Below are 24771 nucleotides of genomic sequence, written 5' to 3'. Positions count from 1 at the left end.
ATTACTTGGCGGTGTAGACGATCTCGACGCGGCGGTTCTTGGCCCAGCAGTCTTCGTTGGACTCGGTGCAGACCGGGCGCTCTTCGCCGTAGGAGGTCACGGTGATCTGGCTGCCCGAACCGCCGTTGGCCTGGATCGCCGAGGACACCGCGTTGCCGCGGCGCTCGCCGAGGCCGAGGTTGTACTCGCGGCTGCCGCGCTCGTCGGCGTTGCCTTCCAGGGTCATGCGCGAGGACGGACGGTCGCGCAGGTACTTGGCGTGGCAGCCGACGATGTTCTGGAATTCCGGCTTCAGCGAATCCTGGTCGAGGTCGAAGTACACCACGCGCTGACGCAGGCAGGCGTCGGTGTCCAGGTCGTTCGGACCGTAGGCGCCGGAGGCGACCGGGCCGGTGTCGCTGGGCACGGAGGTCGACGGGCCGGTGCCGGTGTCGGTCGGCGGCACTTCCTTGACCTTCTTCGAGCAGGCGACGGCCGCGGTACACAGCACGGCGGCGAGCAGGAGGCGAGCGGTGTTGTTCATGGGGTTTCCTCGTCAGATGGAGCTGTGGGGCAGGAGTCGTTCGGGGGTGTGGCGCGATCCGCGCGCGGGGCGTCCCGGCGCGGCCGGCGGGTCAGCGCGGCAGGCGGTAAGGTCCCCAGGCCGGTTCGCGCACATCGCCATCGGCGAGGACCAGGCGCTGGCGCACCCGGGCATCGGCGGAAACGGCATAGAGCACGCCACGGCGTCCTTCGCGCGCAGCATAAATGATCATGGAGGCGTTCGGGGCAAAGCTGGGGGACTCGTCCAGCGAGCCCGGCGACAGGGTGGTCCAGCGCGGCGAGCCCAGGCTGGCGTCCATCATCGCGATCCGGTAGGTGTTGCCGGCGCCCTGGGCGGTGGCGATCTTCTTGCCGTCGAAGGACACGCTGGCGCTGGCGTTGTAGCTGCCCTGGAAGGTGACCCGGGTGGCGCCGCCGCCGCTGGCCGCGACCTGGTAGATCTGCGGCTTGCCGCCGCGGTCGGAGGTGAAATAGATCTTGCTGCCGTCGGCCGACCAGGTCGGCTCGGTGTCGATGCCGAAGTGGTTGGTCAGCTGGTTCAAGGACTTGCTGCCCAGATCCATCACGTAGATCTCGGGGTTGCCGCTGCGCGACAGGGTCAGGGCCAGGCGGCGGCCGTCCGGCGAGAACGCCGGCGCGCCGTTGATGCCGCGGTACTTGGCGATCAGCTCGCGGCTGCCGGTGCCGATGTTCTGGATGTAGATCGAGGAGTTGCCGCCCTCGAAGCTGACGTAGGCCAGGCGGCTGCCGTCCGGGCTCCACGACGGCGACAGCAAAGGCTCCGGCGAGCGGACCACGGTCTGCGGGTTGTAGCCGTCGGAGTCGGCGACCATCAGCGCGTAGTTGCTGCTGCGGCCGGTGCCGGTGGCGGTGACGTAGGCGATGCGGGTGAAGAACGCGCCGCGCACGCCGGTGATCTTCTCGTAGACCGCGTCGGCGATCTGGTGGGCGACGTCGCGCATGGCGTTGGAGCGCGCGGTCAGGGCGAAGCCGAGCAGGCGCTGCTGCTTGGCCACGTCGAACAGTTCGTACTCGACCCGGTAGCTGCCGGCGCCGGCGTCGGCGACCCGGCCGACCACGATGTAGTCCTGGTTCAGCGCGCGCCAATCCGGATAGCTGATCTCGCTGCCGCGGGTCGGCTTGGCCGCCATCTGGTCGACCGGCAGGCCGCGGAACTGGCCGGAACGGTTGAGGTCGTTGCGCACCACCTCGGCGATGTCGGTCCCCGGCGCGGCCGCGCCGCCCTGGTAGGGCATCGGCACCACGGCGATCGGCAGGGCCGAGGCGTTGCCGCCGACGATGTCGATTTCCAGCCCCTGCTGCTGGGCCGAGGCCGCCAGGGGAAGCAGGAGAGCCAGCAGCGTAGCCAGCCAGCGCGCGGGTCGTTTCATCGGCACTCCGTGACAGTTCGACGGGGATTTGTTCAGGTTCGGCATTGTTAACGCTGAAGAGTGAACGTGGGCTCAAAGCCGGGGGTCAATCGCGTTGCGCGGCCGGTTTCGGCCGCAAAAGGCACGATCGGCATGGCGCGGCTCGGGGTCTGCGGCCGGCGGAAGCGCCGCCCTGCCCTGTTCAGCGGTCCCGGCCGCGTTCGCGCAGGCGCTGCCACCAGCGTTTGGGCGGCGGATCGTCGGGCTCGGGGCCGCGGATTTCCAGCCGCAGCACCGGCCGGAAGGCCTGCTCGTAGCCCTGGTAGGGCAAGGGCTGGGCGGCGCGCGCGGCGGCGATGAAGGACTCGCGCGCCGGCGCGTCGAAGGCGCAGGGCGGGACCGCGGCGACCGAGTCGAGGCGGCCGCCGGGGCGCTGGCGCAGTTCGAACACGCAGACCCGGTCGGCGCCGAGGCCGGCCGGCGGCCGCCATTGCGCCAGCACCGCATTCTGGATCTCCTCGGCGTAGCGCTGGGCCTTGTACGGCGCGCAGCGCTCGGGCCGGGCGGCGCAGGGGTCCGGCGCCGGGCCGGCCGCAGCGGCGGCGAAGGCGCAGGCGGCCAGGAGTGCGGCGGCCGGCCAGCGGGCGCCGCGCACGCGGCTGCGGTCGCCGTCCGTGGCCGCCACTCAGCGGTCCTCGGCCTTGAAGTTGAGGTTGAGGTTGCGCGAGAACACGCTCTCGAACCCGGCATAGGGCAAGGGCTGGGCCTTGAGCACCGCGGCCTCGATCGAGCGCCGGCCCTGTTCGTCGTAGGCGCAGGGCTCGACCACTTCCACCCCGCTCACCTGACCGCCGGGCAACTGGCGGATGTTCAGGCGGCAGCCGGCGCCGACCGGGATCGAATCGGGCCGGGTCCATTTCTGCACGATCGCCGCCTGCAGGGCCGCGGCGTAGCGCGCGGCCAGGCCGGTATCGACGCCCTGGTTGCCGCTGTTGGCCGGGGTCGCCGCGGCGGCGGCCTGGCTGGCCTTGGCCGCGCGCGCGTCGGCGATCTGCTGCAGCTTCTGCGCGCTGAGGTCCTGCTCGCGCTGCAGGCGCGCGCGTTCGCGGCGGATCTGCTCGAGCTTCTTCTGGTTTTCCAGCAGTTGCTGCTCGGCCAGGCGCTGCTTCTGCTGCGCCTCTTGCTGGCGCTTCTGCTCGGTCAGGTCGACCTGGGCCTGCCTGGCCTTGGCCTCCTGCACCTTCTGTTCTTCGGCGCGGTTCGGCGTGGGCGTGTCGACCACCTGTTCCTGGGTGGTCTCGTCGGGCACCGGGATGAAATCCTGCGGCGACTGCTGCTGCGGCGCGACCGCGTCCTGCGGCTTGGGCTCGGGCACCGGCTGCGGCAGCGGCTGAGCCTCTTCCGGCTCCGGCTCGGGCTGCGGCAAGGGCTCGGGACGATTGCGCAGGGTGCGCTGCATCGCCGCCGACAGGTCGCTGAACTCGGTCAACTCGGACGACAAGGGCGAACCGGCGGCGGACACCTGCTCGCTCGGCCGCCACAGCATGCTCAACAGGATGGCCGCGACCAGCAGGCCGTGCAGCAGCACGGCCAGCAGCACCGCTTGGGTGGTGTCGGCGCGGGTTTCCCTCATCGCTTGGCGCCCTTCTCCGGCTGGCTCATCAGGCCGACCTTCTGCACTCCGGCGTCCTGCAGGATGTTCATCGCCTCGATGATCGGCTGGTAGTTGGCGCGGCCGTCGCCGGCGACGAACACCTGCAGCTTGTCCTTGCCGTTCTGCTGGACCAGGGCACGGACCTTGGTTTCCAGGGTTTCGGCGCTGACCGCCTCGTTGCTGCCGGCCTTGACCGCGAGGAAGTAGTTGCCGTGCTCGTCGACCTGGACCACGACCGGGTCGGTCTTGGTGTCCATCGACTTGAGGTTGGAATTGGGCAGGTTGACGTCGATGCCGAGCGTCAGCAGCGGCGCGGTGACCATGAAGATGATCAGCAGCACGAGCATCACGTCGATGTAGGGGACGACGTTGATCTCGGCCTTGAGCTTGCGTTTGCGATGGCGGCGGATGGCGGTGCCGGACATGGCGGATTCCTCGGTTAGGCGCGTTGCCCGCGGCGATGCGGGCGCGGGCGGGTCGGGGCGACGGGCTTGCGCCGCATCACTCGTCCAGGTGCGCCTGGCGCTGCAGGATCGAGGAGAACTCTTCGGAGAACGCGTCGTAACGCACCGCCAGGCGCTCCACGCCGGTGGCGAAGCGGTTGTAGGCCCACACCGCCGGGATCGCCACGAACAGGCCCATCGCGGTCGCCAGCAGCGCCTCGGAGATGCCCGGGGCGACGTCGGCGATACCGACCTGCTTGGACGCGGAGACCAGCGAGTGCATGGTCACCATGATGCCGAACACGGTGCCGACCAGGCCGATGTAGGGCGAGGTCGAGCCGATGTTGGCCAGCAGCTCCAGGTTGTGCTCCAGGCCGTCGAGCTCGCGCGAGCCGGTCGCGCGCATCGCCCGCTGGGCGCCTTCGAGCTGGGCGCGGGCGTCGACGCCGCGGCGCTGGCGGATGCGGTTGAACTCGCGGAAGCCGGATTCGAAGATCGCCTCCAGGCCGCCGATCGCTCGGCTGCGCTCGGTGCTGCCGGCGTACAGCTTGGACAGCTCGGCGCCGGACCAGAAGCGCTCCTCGAACTGATCGGCCTCGGCCTTGGCGCGGCGGATCACCTTCCACTTGCGGAAGATGATGATCCAGGACGTCAGCGAAGCGACCACCAGCAGCAGCATGATGAACTGCACCGGGATGCTGGCCTTGATCACCAGATCCCACAGGTTGAACGAGGCGGCGGCGTTGCCGGCCGCGGCCGCGCCCTGCGTCACGGCCTGGGCGGCTTCCTCCGGCAGGGCTTCCACGGTCGTGGCCAGAAGCGCGATCAGCGATGACGTCATGCTTGGTTCTCCATAGCCCGAAACGCGGGCCTGTGTCGGGGCGGACGGTGCGTGGGAAGTAACGTACCGCCGGTCATTGGGGTGGATGGCGGCGGGATCAGCCGGCCGGGTCCGGGACCGACTGCGCCTGCAATTGCGCATACAGCTCCGGCGGGATCGGGCACGGACGCAGCTGCGCCGCGTCGACCGCGGCGACCCGCACCTCGGCCTCGATCAGGACTTCCTCGCCGCGCCGCACCGTCTGCGCGAAGATCAGGCTGGCGCGGCGGCAGCGCCGCAGTTCCACCGTGACCTCGAGCGCATCGTCGAGCCGGCCCGGCTTGAGGAAGCCGATCTGCATGCCGGCGACCACGAACAACAGCCCATGCTGCAGGCGCAGACCGTCCTGTCCGTACCCGAGCGCACGCACCCATTCGCTGCGCGCGCGCTCCATGAAAGCCAAATATTGAGCGTGATACACCAGCCCGCCGGCGTCGGTATCTTCCCAGTAGACGCGTGTCGGCCAACTGAACATGCGGGAGGGGGGATTCGGGAGGGGGGATTCGGGGGCCATGACGACTTCCAGGTTCGCAGGTATGGGCGTCAGAACAACTCGCCCGACTCTCCATTCCCGATTTTCGATTCTCTGGGGTCCAGGCCGATATGGCGGTAAGCGCGCGGGGTGGCCATGCGGCCGCGGGCGGTGCGGACCAGGTAGCCCTGCTGGATCAGATAGGGTTCGATCACGTCTTCCAGGGTGCCGCGCTCCTCGCTCAGCGCCGCGGCCAGGGACTCGACCCCGACCGGGCCGCCGTCGAAGGCCTCGATGATCGTCTTGAGCAGGCGCCGGTCGAGCTCGTCGAAGCCCTCCGGGTCGACCTTGAGCATGGCCATCGCCGCGTCGGCGGTGGCGCGGTCGATCATCCCGCCGGCGCGGACCTGGGCGTAGTCGCGGACCCGGCGCAGCAGACGGTTGGCGATGCGCGGGGTGCCGCGCGAGCGCTTGGCGATCTCGGCCGCGCCCTCCGGTTCGCAGGCGATGCCCAGGATCTGCGCCGAGCGGCGCACGATCCGGGTCAGTTCCTCGGCGTTGTAGAACTCCAGGCGCTGGACGATGCCGAAGCGGTCGCGCAGCGGCGCGGTCAGCAGGCCGGCGCGGGTGGTCGCGCCGATCAGGGTGAACGGCGGCAGGTCGAGCTTGATCGAGCGCGCCGCGGGGCCCTCGCCGATCATGATGTCGATCTGGTAGTCCTCCATCGCCGGGTACAGCACTTCCTCCACCACCGGCGAGAGGCGGTGGATCTCGTCGACGAACAGCACGTCGTGCGGCTGCAGATTGGTCAGCAGCGCGGCCAGGTCGCCGGCCTTCTCGATCACCGGGCCGGAGGTCTGGCGCAGGTTGACTCCGAGTTCGTTGGCGATGACATGGCTGAGGGTGGTCTTGCCCAGGCCCGGCGGGCCGAAGATCAGCACGTGGTCGAGCGCCTCGCCGCGGTGCTTGGCGGCCTCGATGTAGATCTTCAGCTGCTCGCGCACCGGTTGCTGGCCGAGGTATTCGTCCAGGCGCTTGGGCCGGATCGAGGCCTCGATGGCCTCGTCTTCGCGGGTGGCGCCGGCGGCGATGATGCGGTCGTTCATGCGGCTATGTTCGCATGGGACGGGCGCGGGCGCAGGGGTGGGACGTGCCGGCGGGCTTCGGCCTACGACCTCGCTTAGGCAGGCGGCCCGCATCGCAGAACCGTGATCGTCGGGGTTCGCATGGGCGGGAATCGGCCCTGGAGAAACGGGCGCACCAATCGGCGCCCCCTTTGGAAAAGGGGGCTGGCGCCCAGCGCCGGCACGAAGCCCGCCGCGGACTACAGCGCGGGGGATTTGCTTTTGGGCTTATTGCCATGAGAGCAGAAGCAAATCCCCCCTGCCCCCCTTCTCGAAGGGGGGAAGCGGCAAAGGCAGAGGCTGGGACGGTGGCCGGGCCAGCTCAAACGAAAGGCAGACGGCGGGCCGGGCGCTCAAACGAAATGCACGTCGTAGCGCTCGTGCATTTCGGCCAGGGACTCGGCGTCGACCTCGCCGCGCAGGATCGCCGGCAGGGCGCGGAAGTAGTCGAAGCGGTCCACGCCCGGGGCCAGGGTCACGAACACGTCGGCGACCTGGTCGGGGCCGGCGGCGAAGGAGTGCACCACGCCGGCGGGAATCACCGCGTAGCCGCCCTGCTCCACCCGCACCGGCTCGCCGTCGATGATCATCTCCAGCGCGCCGTCCAGGACGTAGAAGGCTTCGCTGGAGCGCTTGTGCAGATGCGGCCGGGCCCCGGCCGAGCCGGGCTCCAGGCGCAATCGGTTGGCGCCGAGCGCGCCGCAGCAGTCGCTGGCCTCGGCCAGCAGCCACAGCTGCGAACCGTTGCCGCGCAGGGTTTCGGCGTCTCGTTCCTGGATCACGAAAGCGCGGGGCTGGGACATCGCGGACACCTCGTCGTCGGAAAGTGCCGACGAAGCTAGGCGCAGCCGGCGCCCGGCGGAATCCGCCGCCGCTGCAACGATGCTTCCCGTCGCGCCCGGCGCACCGCAGCGTTGCCCGCGGCGCTATTGCCCTGGGGCAGGATTGGGGATTGGGCAAGCGGTGGCGTCGTGGCTGGGCCTGCGGAACGCCTTCGCAGCTTCACTGCCTGGGATTCGAGCTGAAATCCGCCCGAGCCAAAGATCCCGCCCTTGGCTCTTGCCATTCCCTGTTCCCTGTTCCCGGCCGCGCGCAGCGCGGCTAGATCTCCACCTGCGCGCCCAGCTCCACCAGGCGATTGCCCGGGATGCGGAAGAAGCCGGTCGCCGGCGCCGCGTTGCGGTGCATGAAGGCGAACAGGCGGTCGCGCCAGATCGGCATGCCGCGGTGGCGGCTGGCGACCACGGTCTCGCGGCTGGCGAAATAGGTGGTGTCCATCGGGTCGAAGTAGATCCCGCCGGCGTCGCAGGAGCGCATCAGCGCCAGCGGCACGTCGGGCACTTCCATGAAGCCGAAGCGGATCAGCACCCGGTAGAAGTCGTTGCCGATCGCCTCGATCTTGAGCCGCTTGTCCTTCGGCGCGTACGGCACGCCCAGGGTCTCCACGGTCAGGAACACGTTGCGCTCGTGCAGCACCTTGTTGTGCTTGAGGTTGTGCAGCAGCGCGTGCGGCACCACGCCCTTGTCGGCGGTCATGAAGATCGCCGTGCCCGGCACCCGCACCGGCGGCGCCAACATCAGTCCGGGCAGGAAGCTGTCGAGCTGGATGCCTTCCTTGCGCACTTCCTCGTGCAGCAACTCGCGGCCGCGGCGCCAGGTGCGCAGCAGGGTGAACACCACCAGGCCCAGCACCAGCGGGAACCAGGCGCCGTCGAAGAACTTGGCGCCGTTGGCGATCACGAAGCCGACGTCGACCACGAAGAACACCACGCACAGCGGCAGCACCCACTTGCGCCAGCGCGGCCACAGCGCACGCGCGACCAGGGCCAGCAGCAGGGTGTCGATCAGCATCGTCGCCGACACCGAGATGCCATAAGCGCTGGCCAGCGCGGTCGAGCTGCGGAACGCCAGGACCACGGTGATCACCGCGATCGCCAGGATCCAGTTGATGTAGGGCACGTAGATCTGGCCGATGGTGCTGCTGGAGGTGTGCTTGATCTGCATGCGCGGGATATAGCCCAGCTGCATGGCCTGGCGCGCGACCGAGTAGGCGCCGGTGATGACCGCCTGCGAGGCGATCACCGCGGCCATCGTCGCCAGCACGATCATCGGGTACAGGGCCCAGGACGGCACCGCTTCGAAGAACGGGTTGACCACCGCGCGCGGGTGCTGCAGCACGAACGCGCCCTGGCCGAGGTAGTTCAGCATCAGGCTCGGCAGGACCATGAGGTACCAGGCCCAGCGGATCGGCTTGGCGCCGAAGTGGCCCATGTCGGCGTACAGCGCCTCGCCGCCGGTCACCGCCAGCACCACCACGCCCAGGATCAGCACCGACTGCGCGCCGTGCTCCATGAAGAAGCGCACGCCCCACCACGGGTTCAGCGCCTTCAGCACCTCGGGCTCCTGGACGATGTTGTAGATGCCGATCGCCGCCAGCGAGACGAACCAGATCATGGTGATCGGCCCGAACACCTTGCCGACCTTCTCGGTGCCGAAGCGCTGGGCCAGGAACACCATCACCAGGATGACCACGGTGATCGGCACGATGAAGCGGTGCAGGCCGGGCGCGGCGACTTCCAGGCCCTCGACCGCGCCGAGCACCGAGATCGCCGGGGTGATGACGCTGTCGCCGAAGAACAGCGAGGCGCCGAAGATGCCGAGGATGCCGACGACATAGGCCGAGCGCCCGCCCTTGGCCAGGGTGCGCTGGGCCAGGGTCATCAGCGCCATGATCCCGCCTTCGCCCTCGTTGTCGGCGCGCATGATGATGGTGACGTACTTCAGCGTCACCACGATCATCAGCGCCCAGAACACCAGCGACAGGATGCCGAGCACGGTGTCGTGGTTGCTGGTCAGGTGGAAATGCGGCGAGAACGCCTCTTTCAGCGTGTACAGCGGACTGGTGCCGATGTCGCCGAACACCACCCCGATCGCGCCCACGATCAGGCCGGGCAGCCCCTGCTTGGGATGGTGGCCGTGATGGCCGCCATCGGCGGAGGGCGCATGCGTGGACTGGGAACTGGGAACCGTGGAGGACATTCGTAGGCTTCCGGGAACGACCCGAGGGGGCTCAGCGCAGCGCGGACTTTAGCGCTTTGCGGATGATGGCGGCGGCATCGTCGCCGGCGGCGGCCGCATCGCGCACCATGCGCGCGGCCTCGGCCGGCTTGTAGCCCAACTGCTGCAGGGCCACCACCGCCTCGCTCTGCGGGTCGGCCGGCACGCCGCCGGAAACCCCGAGCGCGGCGCCGGCGCCGGCCAGGTCGGCGGCGCGGTCGCGCAGCTCGACCACCATGCGCTCGGCGGTCTTCTTGCCGATCCCGGGGATGCGGGTCAACGCGGTGACGTCGCCGGCCTGGACCAGGCGGGCGAATTCCTCGACCGGCACGCCCGACAGCACCGCCAGGGCGATCTTGGCGCCGATCCCGCTGACCTTCTGCACGTCGCGGAACAGGCGCCGCTCGGTTTCGCGCAGGAAGCCGTACAGCGAAACGCTGTCTTCCTTCTGTGCGTAATGAGTGAACAAGGCCACTTCGCGGCCGAGTTCGGGCAGGTCGTAGAACGTGCTCATCGGCGCTTCCAGCTCGTAGCCGACGCCGTGGACGTCGACCACCAGCCACGGCGGTTGCTTGTGGACGAGAATGCCTTTGAGGCGACCGATCACGACCTGACTCCAGATGGACGATGCGGCGCGCCACGCGGGGCGCAGCCGAAGAACGAGACGACGGGCGGCGGGACAGTATCCACGTCCGCCCCGGATACGACGCAGCCGCGCGCGCGGCACCCTACCCCGTGCGCCGGGACCGATGCGCCGCCGCCGGCGGCAGGATGGACGGCGGCCATCTCAGGCGCCGCGCCTGCGCAGCTGATGAGCGGCGATGCCGGTGCGCTGGGCCGTGGCGCTCATGTGGGCATGGGTCAGGGCGACCGCAAGCGCGTCGGCGGCGTCGGCCTGCAACTTGGCTTCGGGAATGTTCAGCAACAGCCGCACCATGTGCTGGACCTGCTGCTTGTCGGCAGCGCCGCGGCCGACCAGGGACTGCTTGATCACCCGCGGCGGGTACTCGCTGATCGGAATGCGCCGGCGCACCACCGTGGCCAGGGCCGCGCCGCGGGCATGGCCGAGCTTCAGCGCCGAGGTCGCCGACTTGTCCATGAACACCGTTTCGATCGCCATCTGGTCGGGGCGGAATTCGTCCAACACCGCCTCCAGGCCCTCGCACAGCAGGCCCAGGCGCGAAGGAAAGTCCTCCGCGTCGAGCAGCTTCAGCGCCCGCGCATGCACGTAGACGCAGCGCCCGTCGGCGCCGACGTCGATCACGCCCACGCCGGTGCGCTGCGACCCGGGGTCGATGCCGAGGATGCGGCGGGTGCCGGGACTCGGGCCTCGGGCCTCGGGACTCGGATGGGAAGCGGAAGTCGACATGAGGACTGCAGCCGGTTCTGGGGCTCAGCGGCGCAGGCGGCAAACGGCCGCGAGGGCCGCGTGCGAGTCCCGAGTCCCGAGTCCCGAGTCCCGCCCGTCACGCATACGCGTCTTCGCCCAGGTCCGCATTGGAATAGACGTTCTGCACGTCGTCCATGTCTTCCAGCCAGTTGAGCAGCTTGACCACCTGCTGGGCGGTTTCGCCGGCGACGGCGATGTTGTTGTCGGCGCGGAAGGTAACCTCGGCCTGGCCGGCGGCCAGGCCGGCGGCGTCCATCGCCGCCTTGACCGCGGCGAAGGCGTCCGGCGCGGTCAGTACGTCGATCGAGCCGTCCTCGGGATAGACCACGATGTCGTCGGCGCCGGCCTCGATCGCGACCTCGGTGATCTTCTCTTCGTCGGCGCCGGCCGGGAACCACAGCACGCCGCGCTTGGCGAACATGAACGACACCGAGCCGTCGGTGCCGAGGTTGCCGCCGAACTTGCCGAAGGCGTGGCGCACGTCGGCGACGGTGCGGACCTTGTTGTCGGTCAGGCAGTCGACGATCACCGCGACCCCGCCGGGGGCATAGCCCTCGTAGCGGATCTCTTCGTAATCCACGCCTTCCAGCGCGCCGGTGGCCTTCTTGATCGCGCGCTCGATCACGTCCTTGGACATGTTGGCCGACAGGGCCTTGTCGACCGCGCTGCGCAAGCCGGGATTGCCGTTGGGGTCGCCGCCGCCGCGGCGCGCGGCGACGCTGATCTCGCGGATGATCTTGGTGAAGATCTTGCCGCGACGCGCGTCTTCGGCGTTCTTGCGTGCTTCGATCGACGGACCTCTACCCATGGCGCTACCGGCGTATTTTGTGAACGAACCGGTGATTTTACTCGATTGCGCCGCGCCGCCGGCGATCGGCCGCGATCGACCGGCGCCGCCGGCTCAGTCGCCGAAGCGCCCGCGACGGAAAAAGGCCTCGGCCAGGCCCGCGGCCTGGGCCGAGAACAGCAGGCCGCTGTGGCTGGCGGGGATCACGATATGCGCGGCCAGCCCGGGCAAGCGGGTTTCGGCCACCGCCACGGTGCCGTCGCTGTCGCCCTGGAAGCGGCCGAAGAACTGGCCCAGGCCGTGCGGGCTGCGGCCGGCGATCACCCCGACCTCGGCCGCGCCCCGCCAGGGTGGGCAACCGCGCTGCAGCAGCTCGGCGGCGCGGCCCAAGGCCGGCGCGCTCCAGGCGTGGCGGGCCAGGCCGCCGGCCGCGGCGCTGCCGCACAGCGGCGAGCCCAGGCACACCACCCGCCGCACCGGCAGCTGCGGGCGTTCGCTCAAGGCACGCAGGGCGATCAATCCGCCCAGGCTGTGGGCGAGCAGATGGCAGGGCTCGTCGAACCGCCCGATCTGTTCGATCAGGCGCGGCACCACCGCCTCGGGACCGGCGCCGGCGCCGGCGTAGGCGAACACTTCCGGCTCGAACCCGGCCCGGGCCAGGCGCGCGCCCAGCCAGGCCATCGACAGGCCCGGCATCCAGATGCCATGCAGCAGCAGCACCCGGCGCGGGCCGCGCGGGCGGGCGGAGGGCTTGGCGGGTGCGGCGGCGGCGACGGGACTCATGCCCGGACTATGGTCGCCGCCCGCGCCGAAACCAAGCCCGCCGCCGGCGCGCGGTCCCGCGCCGGCGGCCGCAGCCATCCGCAGCGCGGCCGGCGTGGGCAAAGACGCAGATAAAAACAAACGTCCGGATGGAATGTGACTTAGTTCCGATCCGGCGCAGGCCGGCGGCCGCGACCATGCACGACCTCCCCTCGCCCCCGGACGTCCCGTATGACTCTGCGGCACTCGCCCCTGCCCATCGCCAACGTACTCGCTTCGGCTCTGCTGGCCGCGCTCACGGTGTTTCCAGCAGTACGCGCGGATGCAGGCGAACTTCGCCCCGCGCAAAGCAGCGACGACCTGTCCAATCCTCATCGCGGCTTCCTGCTCTGGGGCACCACCGTCGCCGCCGACGGCGGGCTGCCGGACAACCACTACGGCGCGACCATGTACCAGATCTACGTCCCCTGGCGGGAAATCGAAACCGCAGATGAGCGGTACGACTGGGCGGGTTTCGAGAAACGTCACCTGGAACCGATCCTGAAGGAGAACCCGAACGCGACCTTCGTGCTGCGTCCGGTCGCCGACTATCCCGATGGCGTGTCCAACAACATCAGCCACTTCTTCGACGCCGCCGAAGGCCAGCTCGAGCGCGATTACCCGAAGTTCCTCGAGCAGGCGCCGTTCAACGTGGTCGGCCACGACTACAGCAGCTGCGGCGGCGACGGCCCCGGCCGCGCGCCGGAGTACAACACCCCGGCGATGCGCGAGCAGTTGCGCCAGTTCGTGCGCGCCTTCGCGGCGCGCTACGACGGCGACCCGCGCATCACCGCGGTGCACGTCGGCCTGCTCGGCTTCTGGGGCGAGTGGCACACCTCCGGCTGCGAAGCCTGGGAGCCGGACGCGACCACCCGCGCCGCGGTGCGCGACGCCTACGCGAGCGCGTTCGTGCAGACCCCGGTGCACACCCGCTACGCCCGCGCCAGCGACATCGGCGGCGCCGACTTCGGCATCAGCGAAGACTTCTTCCCCTCCTTCACCGCGATGTGCAACCTGTTCGCCACCCGCATGCCGCGCTGCGACGACACCGGCTGGTGGAACCTGGAATGGGGCTATCGCAACGAAGTGCCGGCCGCGCGCGCGAACTGGAAGACCAATCCGATCGGCGGCGAAAGCCCCTACGCCGACCAGAAGAAGACCTGGACCTCGCGCACCGCCGACATCGTCAAGCTGCTGCGCGACTACCACTTCAGCTGGCTCGGCCCGGCCGGCCAGCACGAGAACACCGGCACCGGCTTCCCGGCCAAGATGCGCACGATCAAGCGCGCGCTGGGCTACGAGTTCACCGTGCGCCAGGCCAACTGGCCCGACGCCATGCAGCCCGGCGCGACCATCGCGCTCAAGCTCGCGGTCGAGAACACCGGCTCGGCGCCGCTGTACCACGTCTACGACACCCAGTTGCACTGGGTCGACGGCGCCGGCGCGACTCGCGCCAAGGCCAGCTTCGACTATCCGCTCAACGCGCTGCTGCCGGGCGCGCCGGCGGCGCCGACCGACGCCAGCGCGCAGGTGCCGGCGACGCTGGCGCCGGGCCGCTATTCGCTGCGCCTGGCGATCGCCGACAGCTGGCCGGGCCGTCCCGGCATCGCGCCGCAGAACGTCGGCCGCGACGGCAGCGGCCGCCTGGTCTTGGGGACGGTGACCGTCGCGACGACGGCCCGTCGGTGACCGCGGCGGGCCGGCGTGGCGGTGGTCGCGCGCCGGTCCGCCCGCTCATCGGGCAGCGTCTCATGAAGCACATTCACACGGCGGTTCCGGTACGAAACCGGCCCCGCTCACACATGCGCGCGCCGCTGCCGCGGCGGCGCGGCGGCCGCCTGCGAAGCGCGCCGCCAGTCACGGTCCGCGCCCCGGCCCCCGCCTAGATTGCCGACGCCCGCATCGGGCATCACCAGGGAGTCGGTATGAATCGATCGTCATGGTTTCTGGCGCTGGGCCTGGCCCTCGCGCCCTGCTTCGCCGTGCACGCCGCGCCGCCGCGGGTCACGCAGGGACTGGTCGGGGAATGGCATCTGGACCTGTCCGGCACCACCGCATTCGACACCAGCGGCTACGGCCGCAACGGCACGCTGGTCGGCGGCACGGCCTCGTCCTGGGGCTGGCTCAACACCGCCGGCGATTTCAGCGGCGGCAAGTACGCGCAGGTGCCGAACTCGGCCAACCTCAATTTCGGCACCGGCAGCTTCACCCTCGCCGCCTGGGTGCGCATGGCCAACCCATCCTCGTCCTCGGTCAAGACCATCATCGACAACCGCGCCAGCGGCGCCGGCCGCGGCTACTCGTTCACCGTCTACAACGGCCAGCACCTGTTGCTGCAGCTCAACAACGGCACCACCTGGGACAACTACGTCTCCAACGGCAGCCGCACGCTGAGCCCGAACCGCTGGCACCACGTCGCGGTGGCGGTCAACCGCAGCACGTCGCCGGCGACGATCTCGTTCTACATCGACGGCTACCGCACCACCGACCAGCAGACGCCGCGGCTGGACAACATCGACAACTTCGACGGGCCGTTCCTGATCGGCGGACACAAGGACATCGCCTCCTACCGCTTCGGCGACCGCATCGACGAGGTGCTGGTCTACAACCGCAGCCTGATCCCGGACACCGCCGGCGGCATCGGCGAGATCATGGCGCCGGGGCGCACCGCGTTCCAGCCGACCTACTGGAACGACGGCAGCACCCGCCAGCGCAACAACAACTGCTACAACTACGCCAACAACAAGGCCACCAACACCTTCGCCCAGCCCGGCCGCGCCGCCGGCGCGATGTACACCTCGCTCAGCTGCGCGGCGGTGGTCGCCGCGGCCAACCGCGACGGACTGGAACCGGTCGCCGCGACCCAGATCAACGACCTCAGCCACAAGAACATCGCCGCCCTGGTCGTCGCGCCGGGTTACGACTACCACTGGTATCGTCGCGATGCGAACGGCAAGTGGACCCACAAGCCCGGCGGCACCGCGGCCACCAACCGCGACAACTCGGGCAACGAGATCCTCGACCCGCGCAACGCCAACCGCGGCCCGTACTCGGACTTCTGCGGCTTCTACCGGGTCTGGTCCGACAGCATCGAGGGCGCCGGCCATGAGCAAGTCAACTGAATCCCAGGCTCACGGAGGAACCACGACCATGTCCAAGTTCAAGACCCTGTGCGCGTCCCTGCTGTTGCTCGCCGCCCCGGCCTTGGCCGGCGCCGCCGAATCGCCCGGGCTGCGCATCACCTACCTGGTGTACTCGGGCCGGCCGAATCCGGAGCTGACCGTCACCGACCCGGCCTCGCTGCGCGCGATCGAAAGCCGCCTGGCCGATGCCCTGGCCGCGCCGGCCAGGCAAGGCGCCGCGGCCGAACCGGTGCTGGGCTACAACGGCATCCTGATCGAGCACGTCGGCGGCCCGGCGGCGAAGGTCCAGCCGCAGCCGCTGACGATCAAGGGCCGCGAGGTCCGCATCGACACCGCGCCGGCCAGCGATTTCAAGGCCGCCGCGGCGACCACCCGGGTCTCGGCCGCGGCCGGCGATCTGGAGGCGATGCTGCTCAAGCTCGGCCACAAGCGTGGCGCGCTCGACGCCAAGACCCTGAACGTGTTGCTCGACCAGCCCTGAGCGGGCGCACGGCTCCGCCCCTCGCGGGCGGAGCTGTTTTCGCGGTGCATCGCCGGAAGCGGCAATCCGCTTCTGTAGGAGCGGCGTGAGCCGCGACCGCCGCAGCGACGATCGAGAGCGCCGCGTCCGAAGAGCGGATAGCCTGGCTTCGCAGGAACCGCTCGCGTACACCGCTGCGGCGGTCGCGGCTTACGCCGCTCCTGCAGGGGTCGGTCGTCGCGCCGGGAAAGGGCGCTCAGCCGCGCGCGTCGCGACGCAGGATGAACTCGTGGTCGCGGGTGTCGCCGACCACGAATTCGTAATGCCCCACTTTCTCGAAACCGTGCCGGCCGTAGAAGCGCTGCGCGCCGTAGTTCTCCGACCACACCCCGATCCACAGCCTGCGCGGGCCGTCGCGCTCCAGCCAGTCCAGCACCGTCTGGAACAGACGTCCGCCCCAGCCGCCGTTCTGCGCCTCGCGCAGCACGTACAGGCGCTTGAGTTCGCCGTCGCCCGGCGCGACGTCCGCATGCGGCAGGCCGCAGGGACCGGCCAGGGCGTGGCCGACCGCAACCCCGTCGCGTTCGAGCAGCCAGGCCGCGTAACGCGGATCGGCCAGCAAGGCGCCGATCGCCGCGTGCGAATAAGTCTCGGCCAGAAACCGGCTCAGATCCTCGGGCGGATACGAATCGCCGAAGGTCTCGACGAAGCTGCGCGCGGAAATCTCGGCCAGGGCGGCGGTGTCGGCCGGCGCGGCCCGGCGGATGCTGAAGTTCTCGGGCTGGGCGTCGGCGTTCATGTGCGCAGTCGTTCGACTCGGTGGGTTGAAAATTCGATGCGAAAGGGGCCTCGGCTCCGACGCATCGGTCCGGACCGGTACGCTCCCGATCGAATGCACCGGGGCCAGGGCCCCTGTCCCAAGGCGCAACGTCGCGACGACGGCCCGGCATCCGCCGGACCGCCGCGGACGTGGTTCAGGCCGGGTCCTTCGGCCGCACCATCACGTGCACTTCGGCCAACTGCGCGTCCGGAATCTTCGAGGGCGCGCCGGTCATCAGGCATTGCGCACTGGTGGTCTTGGGGAAAGCGATCACGTCGCGGATCGACTCGGTGCCGGCCATCAGCGCGGCGATGCGGTCGATGCCGAAGGCGATGCCGCCGTGCGGCGGCGCGCCGTACTTGAGCGCGTCGAGCAGGAAGCCGAACTTGGCCTGCGCCTCTTCCGCGCCGATGCCGAGCAGATCGAACACCGCCGACTGCATCTGCGGGCGATGGATTCGGATCGAACCGCCGCCGATCTCGTTGCCGTTGAGCACCATGTCGTAACCGCGCGACACCGCGGTCTTGGCGTTGGCGCGCAGGTCGGCGATGTCGTCCACCGCCGGCGCGGTGAAGGGGTGATGCAGGGCGACGTAGCGTTGCGCTTCCTCGTCCCACTCGAACATCGGGAAGTCGGTGACCCACAGCGGCTTCCAGCCGTCCTGGATCAGGTTCAGGTCGCGGCCCAGCTTCAGGCGCAGCGCGCCCATGAAGTCGCTGGCGGTCTTGTAGTCGGCGGCGCCGAAGAAAATCATGTCGCCGCTCTGCGCGCCGGCGGCCGCGACGATCGCCGCCAGAGTGGCGTCGTCGAAGAACTTGGCGATCGGCGAATTGATGCCCTCGCGGCCCTTGCCGGCGTCCTCGATCTTCATCCACGCCAGGCCCTTGGCGCCGTGCTTGGCCGCATGCGCGCCGGCCTCGTCGATCTGCTTGCGCGACCAGCCCGCGGCGCCCGGCGCGCGCAGCGCGATCACCCGGCCGTCGGCATGGTTGGCCCAGTCGGTGAAGACCTTGAACTCGCAGCTCTTGACCAGTTGGGCGATGTCGGCGAACTCCAGATCGATGCGCAGGTCCGGCTTGTCCGAACCGTATCGGCGCATGGCCTCGGCATAGGTCATGCGCGGGAACTGCGCATCGAGCTCGACCTCGATGGTTTCCTTGAACACCTCGCGGATCATGCCCTCGACGGTGTCCTGCACGTCGCGCTCGGAGACCCAGGCGAACTCCATGTCGAGCTGGGTGAACTCGAGCTGGCGGTCGGCGCGCAGCGCTTCGTCGCGGAAGCAGCGCGCGATCTGGTAGTAGCGGTCGAAGCCGGCCACCATCAGGATCTGCTTGAACAACTGCGGCGACTGCGGCAGGGCGTAGAACTCGCCCGGGTGCATGCGCGCCGGAACCAGGAAGTCGCGCGCGCCTTCCGGCGTGGCCTTGGTCAGGATCGGGGTTTCGATGTCCTGGAAGCCGCGCGCGTCCAGCCAGCGACGCAGCGACTGCACCAGGCGGATGCGGGTGCGCATCATCTTCTGCATTTCCGGACGGCGCAGGTCCAGGTAGCGGTAGGTCAGGCGGGTCTCTTCGCCGGCGTTCTCGTGGGCGTGGAACGGCAGCGGCTCGGCCTTGTTCAGCACTTCGATCGCGCTCGGCAGCACTTCGACCTTGCCGCTGCGGATCTTGTCGTTGGCCGCGCCGCGCGCGCGCACCGTGCCGGTCACCCGCACGCAGCTTTCCACGCTGAGGTCGCCGGCGGTCTTGAACAGCTCGCCCATGTCCGAATCGACCACGATCTGCACCACGCCTTCGTGATCGCGCAGATCGGTGAACACCACGTGGCTCTGGACGCGATTGGTGTTGACCCAGCCGCACAGGGTGACGGTCTGGCCGATCAGCGCCTCGTCGACGAGGCCGCAGAAGTGGGTACGCATGAAAGCTCCGTTTGGTCGATCGGTGAATCGTGGGGGGGTGCAGCAGGAGGGCGGGCCGCGAAACGCCGGCGGCCCGCGCCGGCTTGGGGCCGGGACCGACCATTCTAGTCCAGGCCGCACGCCGGCGAAGGGTCCGGCGGCGCCGGCGCGGCGCCGCAATGCCGAACGGCCCCGCCCCGGGGGCCAAAGGGGACCGCTAGCGGCCGAAACTCCGTCCCGATGTGCAGCAGCGCCTTGCGGCTTGGCCTTGGCCAAACCAAGGGCGCCTTGCGGCAGGGTGGCCTCATCCAAAGCAAGGGCGCGCCTTGCGGCGGGGGTGGCCTCATCCAAAGCAAGGGGCGCCTTGCGGCGCGAGGGGCCTCATCCAAAGCGAAGGGGCGCCTTGCGGCGGGGAGGGGCCTCATCCAAAGCAAAGGGGTGCCTTGCGGCGCGAGGGCCTCATGCAAAGCGAAGGGGCGCCTTGCGGCGCGAGGGGCCTCATCCAAAGCAAAGGGGCGCCTTGCGGCGCCCCTGCGGCAACGACCGGCGGCGGCCGGTTCAGGCCGCGCCGGAGGCGGGCTTGCTGGCCGGGGCCGGCGCCGGGTCGGCCTTCTTTTCGGCCTTGGCCTCGGCCGGCTTGTCGGCGGGCTTGGCCTCGCCGGCGCCCGACGAGGCGCCGCCGTCGGCCAGATTGCGCTTCTTGTCGCCGTCCTTCTTGAAATCGGTCTCGTACCAGCCGCCGCCGGCGAGGCGGAACTGCGGCGCGGTCAGCTGGCGCCCGACTTTCTCGGCGCCGCATTCGGGGCAGACGGTCGGATCGGCGTCGGACAGCTTCTGCAGGCGGTCGAAGCTGTGGCCGCAGGCGCTGCACTGGAAGGCATAGATCGGCATGGCGGTAACGATTGGAGCGGGCGGGAGGGGCACAGTGTGGGGCCGGAAGGCGCGGATGCAAGCGCCCGGACCCGGCGGCAGGCCGGATCGGGTCCCAGCCGCACGGTAGGAGCGGCTTGTGCCGCGAACAGCGGCAGGGATGCACGCAAGCGCGGCAGCCGAGGCCCGGGCGATCGGAGGCTTCGGACTCTGCGGCTCCCAGAAGGCCCGACTTCGGGCGGCGACGTGGCGCCGCCGCTGCGGTTGGTCGCGGCTTGTGGCCGCAGGAAATCCCCGTGGGACGCCGCTCCTACAAGGGGCTCACGGTGCTGCGAGCCCCGGATGGGAGGGCGAGCGCCGCTTCGGATCGGAATTCAGGCCGTCTCGTACATCGCCATCCAGTCGGCTTCGGCCTGGGCCAGCTCGGCGGCGACCTGCTCGCGCTGCCGGGCCAGTTCGGCGGCATTGTCGCCGCCGCCGGCGTAGCGGGTCGGGTCGGCCAGGTCCATGTCCAGGGTGTGCAGCCTGGATTCCAGTTCGGCCACGCGCTTTTCCGCCGCGGCCAGCTTGGCCGGGTTGGGCTTGCGCGCCCCCTTGCCCGCCGCGGCCGGCGCGGGCGCGGCCTGCGCGGGAGCCGCCGCAGCGGCGGCCGGCTTGGCGCCCTTGCCGTCGTTGCTGGAATCGCGGGTGCGCAGCCAGCTGGCGTAGGCGTCGAGGTCGCCGTCGAAGGCCTGGGCGACGCCGTCGGCGACGCGGACGAAGGTTTCGCAGACCAGGCCGATCAGGTGCCGGTCGTGCGAGACCAGCACGATCGCGCCGTCGAAATCGGCCAGCGCCTCGGCCAGCGCTTCACGCATGTCCAGGTCGAGATGGTTGGTCGGCTCGTCGAGCAGCAGCACGTTGGGCTTGCGCCATGCGATCAGGGCCAGGGCCAGCCGCGCGCGCTCGCCGCCGGAGAAGCCGTCGACCGATTCGAAGGCGCGGTCGCCGGGGAAATTCCATTTGCCGAGGAAGTCGCGCAGTTGCTGGGTGGCGACGCCGGGCGCGATCTCGCCGAGCAGGTCGATGGGTTTTGCGCCTTCGCGCAGCGATTCCACGGTGTGCTGGGCGAAGTAGCCGATGCGCAGATCGGGATGGCCGCTGCGTTCGCCGCCGAGCAGCGGCAGCTCGCCGACCAGCGATTTGACCAGGGTCGACTTGCCGGCGCCGTTGGGACCGAGCAGGGCCACCCGGTCGCCGGCTTCGAGAATGAAGCTGGCGCCGCGCAGCACCGTGTGGGCGCCGTAGCCGCAGTCGGCCTCGACCAGGCGCAGCAAGGCATGCGGCAGCTTGTCCGGCACCGGCAGGTCGATCCGCAAAGAGCGCTCGGCGCGCACCGCCTCGGTGCCGGCCAGCTTGGCCAGGCGCTTCATCCGCGACTGCGCCTGCTTGGCCTTGCTGGCCTTGGCCTTGAAGCGGTCGATGAAGCTCTGCAGGTGGGCGCGCTCGACCTGTTCCTTCTCGAACGCGATCTGCTGCTGACGCAGGTGTTCGGCGCGCTGGCGCTCGAAGGCGGTGTAATCGCCGACGTACAGCTTGGCCTTGCCCTCGTGCAGGTGCAGGGTGTGGGTGCTGACGCCGTCGAGGAACTCGCGGTCGTGCGAGATCATCAGCAGCGTGCCCGGATACTTGAGCAGCCACTGTTCCAGCCACAGCACCGCGTCCAGGTCCAGGTGGTTGGTCGGTTCGTCGAGCAGCAGCAGATCCGACGGGGTCATCAGCGCGCGGGCCAGGTTCAGGCGCACCCGCCAGCCGCCGGAGAACTCCTTGACCGCGCGTTCGTGGGTGTCGGCGCTGAAGCCCAGGCCGTGCAGCAGCTTGCCGGCGCGCGCGGTGGCGTCGTAGCCGCCGAGCTCTTCCAGCTGATGGTGGGCCTCGGCCACCGCCTCCCAGTCCTCGCGTTCGACCGCTTCGCGCTCGGCGACGATGACCTGGTAGACCCGGCTGTCGCCGGACAGGACGAAGTCCAGCGCCGGGTCGGACAGGGCCGGGGTTTCCTGGGCCACGCTGGCGATGCGCACCCGGTTGGGCACGTCGATGTCGCCGCGGTCGGCCTCGACTTCGCCCTGGATCGCCGCGAACAGCGAGGACTTGCCGGTGCCGTTGCGGCCGATCACACCGACCCGCCAGCCCGCATGCAGGGCCAGGTCGACTTGGGACAGCAGCAGGCGTTCGCCGCGCCGCAGGGCGAAATCACGGAAGGAAATCATCCCGATATGGTCGCATGACTGATCGGCATTTGCTCATGAGGACATGTTCGGCCGCGGCCGCGACCGCCGTCGAATAATCGGTCCGTCGGTATCCGACCGCCCCCACGCGCCAATCCGGACGCCTTCTGCGGCAAAGCGCGCCACGCGCCGGCCGCAGCGGCGGCGTTCGGCCCGGCGTCCCCCGCTCGATCCGTCCGGAGTCTCCATGCAAGCCCGCAACCCGTCCCTGCTCGCCAGCGCCGTCCTGCTCGCCCTCGCCGCCTCGCCCGCCTGGGCGCAGGCGCCGGCCGCCGCCCCGGCCGAGGCCAACCCGACCAACCTCGATACCCTGATCGTCACCGGCACGCGCGTGTCCGACCGCACCGTGGCCGAATCGACCGCGCCGATCGACATCATCACCCCGCAGACCCTGGAGGCCACCGGCACGGTCGAGCTGGCCACCGCCCTCGCCCGCGCCCTGCCCTCGCTGAACTTCCCGCGCCCGGCGATCACCGACGCCACTGATGCGGTGCGCCCGGCGCAGCTGCGCGGCCTGGCCCCGGACCAGGTGCTGGTGCTGGTCAACGGCAAGCGCCGCCACACCACCGCGCTGATCAACCTCAACGGCAGCCAGGGCCGCGGCTCCTCGCCGGTGGACCTCAACGCGATCCCGATCGCCTCGATCGAGCGGGTCGAGGTGCTGCGCGACGGCGCCTCGGCCCAGTACGGTTCCGACGCCATCGCCGGCGTGGTCAACGTGGTGCTCAAGGGCGCCGGCGAAGGCGGCTCGGTCGCCGCCCGCTACGGCCAGTACAGCGCCGGCGACGGCGAGCAGTACCAGCTCTCCGGCGACGCCGGTTTCTCCTTCGGCGAGAACGGCCAGCTGCACTTGGCCGCGCAAGGCGGGCACCAGGACAACACCAACCGCGCCCGCCCCTACTTGGGCCCGGTCGGCCCGACCAGCAACCCGCCCGGCAGGGTCGTGCACCGCTACGGCGATCCGGAAATCGATCAGGCCGCGCTGGCCTACAACGCGCAGTGGAGCCCGGCCGAAGGGGTGGAGTTCTATTCCTTCGGCACCGCCAGCCGCCGCCGCGCCATCTCCAACGGCTACTTCCGCGCCCCCGGCAATCCGAACAACATCCGCTCGGTGTATCCGGATGGCTTCCTGCCGCAGATCGACAACCTCAGCCAGGACCGCGCCTTCGTGTTCGGCCTTCGCGGCCGCACCGCCGGCGGCTGGAACCTGGACCTGAGCTACAACTACGGCCAGAACCAGCTCGACTTCGACGTCCGCCACAGCCTCAATCGCAGCCTCGGCGCGGGCTCGCCGCGCGATTTCTACATCGGCGCGCTGGAAGTCACCCAGAACGTGCTGAACGCCGACTTCAACAAGGCCTTCGACCTGGGCTGGCTGGACTATCCGCTGACCGTCGCGTTCGGCGCGGAATGGCGCGGCGAGAAGTTCAACCAGTCGCCGGGCGAACCGGCCTCCTACGTCGCCGGGCCCGAACCGGGCGCGCCGGGCGCGCAGGTGTTCCCCGGCTTCACCCCGGCCGACGCCAGCCGCCGCAACCGCAACAGCCACGCCTTCTACCTGGACCTGGAGACCGACGTCACCGACAAACTGTCGCTGGGCGCGGCGGCGCGCTACGAAAGCTATAGCGACTTCGGCCAGACCACCTCGGGCAAGCTGTCGGCGCGCTACGCCTTCACCGACAAGGTCGCCCTGCGCGGCACCGTGTCCACCGGTTTCCGCGCACCGTCGCTGCAGCAGCAGTTCTACCAGTCGACCCAGACCGTGATCGTGCTCGGCGACCCCAATCCGTTCCAGGTCCGCACCTTCGCCGTCGACGACCCGGCCGCGATCGCGCTCGGCGCCGAGCCGCTGAAGGCCGAGGAATCGACCAATATCGGCCTGGGCCTGGTGCTGCAGCCGCTGGAATCGCTGTACATCACCGTCGATGCCTACCAGATCGACATCGACGACCGGATCATCCTGTCGGAGAACCTGCGCGGCCCGGCGGTGGCGCGTTTCCTGGAAGCGCGCGGCTACCCCGGCATCAACGGCGGCCGCTACTTCACCAACGCGGTCGACACCCGCACCCGCGGCCTGGACATCGTCGGCAGCTACCGCTGGCCGCTGGCCGGCGGCGCGCTGGACCTCACCGCCGGCTACAACCGCAACAAGACCACCCTGGAGCGGATCGCGCCGAACCCGCCCGGTCTGACCGCCGGCGGCCTCAACCTGCAGCGCATCGGCCGGGTCGAGCGCGGCCGCATCACCCAGGGCGCGCCGCGCGACAAGTTCTTCCTCGGCGGCAGCTGGAACACCGGCGGCTGGCGCTTCGACGCCACCGCGACCCGCTACGGCGAGTTCCACACCTTCAACGACGACCCTAGCGGCGCGCGCGACCAGACCTTCGCCGCCAAGTGGACCCTCGACCTGGCCGCGACCTATGCGGTGAACGGCTGGGAATTCACCGTCGGCGGCGACAACGTCCTCAACGAGTACCCGGACGAAACGATCTACGCCAACAGCGAAAGCGGCCAGCTGCCCTACAGCAGCTACGCCCCGTTCGGCTTCAACGGCGCGTTCGCCTACGCCAAGGTCGGCTACAAGTGGTGAGATCGTTGCGCGCTTGAACCGCCCCCCGAAGGCCGCATTGCGGCCTTCGTTTTTTCCGTTGCCGTTGCCGTTGCCGTTGCCGTTGCCGTGAAGAGCTTGGCGCCGCACCGATCTCGCGAGAATGCCCTGAAGCCCCGGAGGGCGGCCCGCAGGGATGCGGGCCGTGCGCAGCCAGGCCAGGGATGGCCTGTGCGGAGCAG

The 24771-nt window shown here is 70.0% G+C and carries 22 protein-coding genes; 4 read left to right on the top strand and 18 right to left on the bottom strand.

Annotation, left to right across the window (positions count from 1 at the left end; all coding sequences use genetic code 11):
• Window position 1: 1 nt before the first annotated feature.
• The 14 genes from pal to AC3A57_RS22140 form a co-directional block, all read right to left on the bottom strand.
• Window positions 2–523 (bottom strand): peptidoglycan-associated lipoprotein Pal, encoded by a 522-nt coding sequence (gene pal, locus AC3A57_RS22205; RefSeq protein ID WP_221669712.1) that lies wholly within the window; start codon window positions 521–523, stop codon window positions 2–4.
• 91 nt (window positions 524–614) lie between these two features.
• Window positions 615–1934: a Tol-Pal system beta propeller repeat protein TolB gene (gene tolB / locus AC3A57_RS22200; protein ID WP_221669713.1), complete on the bottom strand. Its 1320-nt coding sequence runs from the start codon at window positions 1932–1934 to the stop codon at window positions 615–617.
• A gap of 181 nt (window positions 1935–2115) precedes the next feature.
• Window positions 2116–2598, bottom strand: a complete 483-nt coding sequence (locus tag AC3A57_RS22195; RefSeq protein WP_487580883.1) for a hypothetical protein — start codon at window positions 2596–2598, stop codon at window positions 2116–2118.
• Window positions 2599–3546 carry a cell envelope integrity protein TolA gene (locus AC3A57_RS22190; protein WP_487580882.1) on the bottom strand — a complete coding sequence of 316 codons (948 nt, stop codon included), beginning with the start codon at window positions 3544–3546 and terminating at the stop codon, window positions 2599–2601.
• A complete protein-coding gene (gene tolR, locus AC3A57_RS22185; protein ID WP_487580881.1) occupies window positions 3543–3992 on the bottom strand; it encodes a protein TolR in 450 nt (149 codons plus the stop codon). Before tolR ends, AC3A57_RS22190 begins: the two co-directional genes overlap by 4 nt.
• A gap of 76 nt (window positions 3993–4068) precedes the next feature.
• Window positions 4069–4851 (bottom strand): protein TolQ, encoded by a 783-nt coding sequence (gene tolQ / locus AC3A57_RS22180; protein ID WP_487580880.1) that lies wholly within the window; start codon window positions 4849–4851, stop codon window positions 4069–4071.
• Between the two features lie 97 nt (window positions 4852–4948).
• The gene (gene ybgC / locus AC3A57_RS22175) at window positions 4949–5404 is read right to left on the bottom strand and encodes a tol-pal system-associated acyl-CoA thioesterase (protein WP_487580879.1); all 456 of its coding nucleotides are present in this window, start codon (window positions 5402–5404) and stop codon (window positions 4949–4951) included.
• Between the two features lie 29 nt (window positions 5405–5433).
• Window positions 5434–6468 (bottom strand): Holliday junction branch migration DNA helicase RuvB, encoded by a 1035-nt coding sequence (gene ruvB, locus AC3A57_RS22170; RefSeq protein WP_487580878.1) that lies wholly within the window; start codon window positions 6466–6468, stop codon window positions 5434–5436.
• A gap of 371 nt (window positions 6469–6839) precedes the next feature.
• A complete protein-coding gene (locus tag AC3A57_RS22165) occupies window positions 6840–7289 on the bottom strand; it encodes a cupin domain-containing protein (RefSeq protein ID WP_487580877.1) in 450 nt (149 codons plus the stop codon).
• A 298-nt stretch (window positions 7290–7587) separates the two neighbouring features.
• On the bottom strand, window positions 7588–9525 hold the full coding sequence (locus AC3A57_RS22160) for a potassium transporter Kup (RefSeq protein ID WP_487580876.1): 1938 nt from the start codon (window positions 9523–9525) through the stop codon (window positions 7588–7590).
• A gap of 31 nt (window positions 9526–9556) precedes the next feature.
• Entirely contained in the window at window positions 9557–10150 is a 594-nt protein-coding gene (ruvA, locus tag AC3A57_RS22155; RefSeq protein ID WP_487580875.1) for a Holliday junction branch migration protein RuvA, read from the bottom strand.
• Between the two features lie 180 nt (window positions 10151–10330).
• On the bottom strand, window positions 10331–10912 hold the full coding sequence (gene ruvC / locus AC3A57_RS22150; protein WP_487580874.1) for a crossover junction endodeoxyribonuclease RuvC: 582 nt from the start codon (window positions 10910–10912) through the stop codon (window positions 10331–10333).
• A gap of 97 nt (window positions 10913–11009) precedes the next feature.
• Window positions 11010–11741 (bottom strand): YebC/PmpR family DNA-binding transcriptional regulator, encoded by a 732-nt coding sequence (locus AC3A57_RS22145; RefSeq protein WP_487580873.1) that lies wholly within the window; start codon window positions 11739–11741, stop codon window positions 11010–11012.
• 93 nt (window positions 11742–11834) lie between these two features.
• Window positions 11835–12503, bottom strand: coding sequence for an esterase/lipase family protein (locus AC3A57_RS22140; RefSeq protein ID WP_487580872.1), 669 nt, complete (start codon window positions 12501–12503; stop codon window positions 11835–11837).
• A gap of 210 nt (window positions 12504–12713) precedes the next feature.
• On the opposite strand from AC3A57_RS22140, the gene AC3A57_RS22135 reads away from it, so the two are divergent.
• The 3 genes from AC3A57_RS22135 (at window position 12714) to AC3A57_RS22125 (ending at window position 16145) form a co-directional block, all read left to right on the top strand.
• Window positions 12714–14210: a DUF4832 domain-containing protein gene (locus AC3A57_RS22135; protein WP_487580871.1), complete on the top strand. Its 1497-nt coding sequence runs from the start codon at window positions 12714–12716 to the stop codon at window positions 14208–14210.
• A gap of 236 nt (window positions 14211–14446) precedes the next feature.
• Entirely contained in the window at window positions 14447–15643 is a 1197-nt protein-coding gene (locus AC3A57_RS22130; protein ID WP_487580870.1) for a LamG domain-containing protein, read from the top strand.
• Window positions 15644–15671: 28 nt separating this feature from the next.
• On the top strand, window positions 15672–16145 hold the full coding sequence (locus AC3A57_RS22125; protein WP_487580869.1) for a hypothetical protein: 474 nt from the start codon (window positions 15672–15674) through the stop codon (window positions 16143–16145).
• Between the two features lie 235 nt (window positions 16146–16380).
• Here AC3A57_RS22125 and AC3A57_RS22120 read toward each other — a convergent pair whose 3' ends face one another.
• From AC3A57_RS22120 to AC3A57_RS22105, 4 genes are all read right to left on the bottom strand, one after another.
• On the bottom strand, window positions 16381–16923 hold the full coding sequence (locus tag AC3A57_RS22120; RefSeq protein ID WP_487580868.1) for a GNAT family N-acetyltransferase: 543 nt from the start codon (window positions 16921–16923) through the stop codon (window positions 16381–16383).
• Between the two features lie 175 nt (window positions 16924–17098).
• Complete coding sequence (gene aspS, locus AC3A57_RS22115) at window positions 17099–18865, bottom strand: aspartate--tRNA ligase (RefSeq protein ID WP_487580867.1); 1767 nt, start codon at window positions 18863–18865, stop codon at window positions 17099–17101.
• Window positions 18866–19402: 537 nt separating this feature from the next.
• Window positions 19403–19735 (bottom strand): FmdB family zinc ribbon protein, encoded by a 333-nt coding sequence (locus tag AC3A57_RS22110; RefSeq protein ID WP_487580866.1) that lies wholly within the window; start codon window positions 19733–19735, stop codon window positions 19403–19405.
• A 353-nt stretch (window positions 19736–20088) separates the two neighbouring features.
• Window positions 20089–21963: an ABC-F family ATP-binding cassette domain-containing protein gene (locus AC3A57_RS22105; RefSeq protein WP_487580865.1), complete on the bottom strand. Its 1875-nt coding sequence runs from the start codon at window positions 21961–21963 to the stop codon at window positions 20089–20091.
• A 205-nt stretch (window positions 21964–22168) separates the two neighbouring features.
• Between AC3A57_RS22105 and AC3A57_RS22100 the strand changes: the two genes are divergently transcribed.
• On the top strand, window positions 22169–24571 hold the full coding sequence (locus tag AC3A57_RS22100) for a TonB-dependent receptor plug domain-containing protein (RefSeq protein WP_487580864.1): 2403 nt from the start codon (window positions 22169–22171) through the stop codon (window positions 24569–24571).
• The last annotated feature ends 200 nt before the right edge of the window (window positions 24572–24771 follow it).

It is taken from the genome of Lysobacter sp. Soil_C_15, from assembly GCF_057657315.1.
Note: the sequence above shows the minus strand (reverse complement) of the source record. Positions and strands in the feature narration are given on the sequence as shown.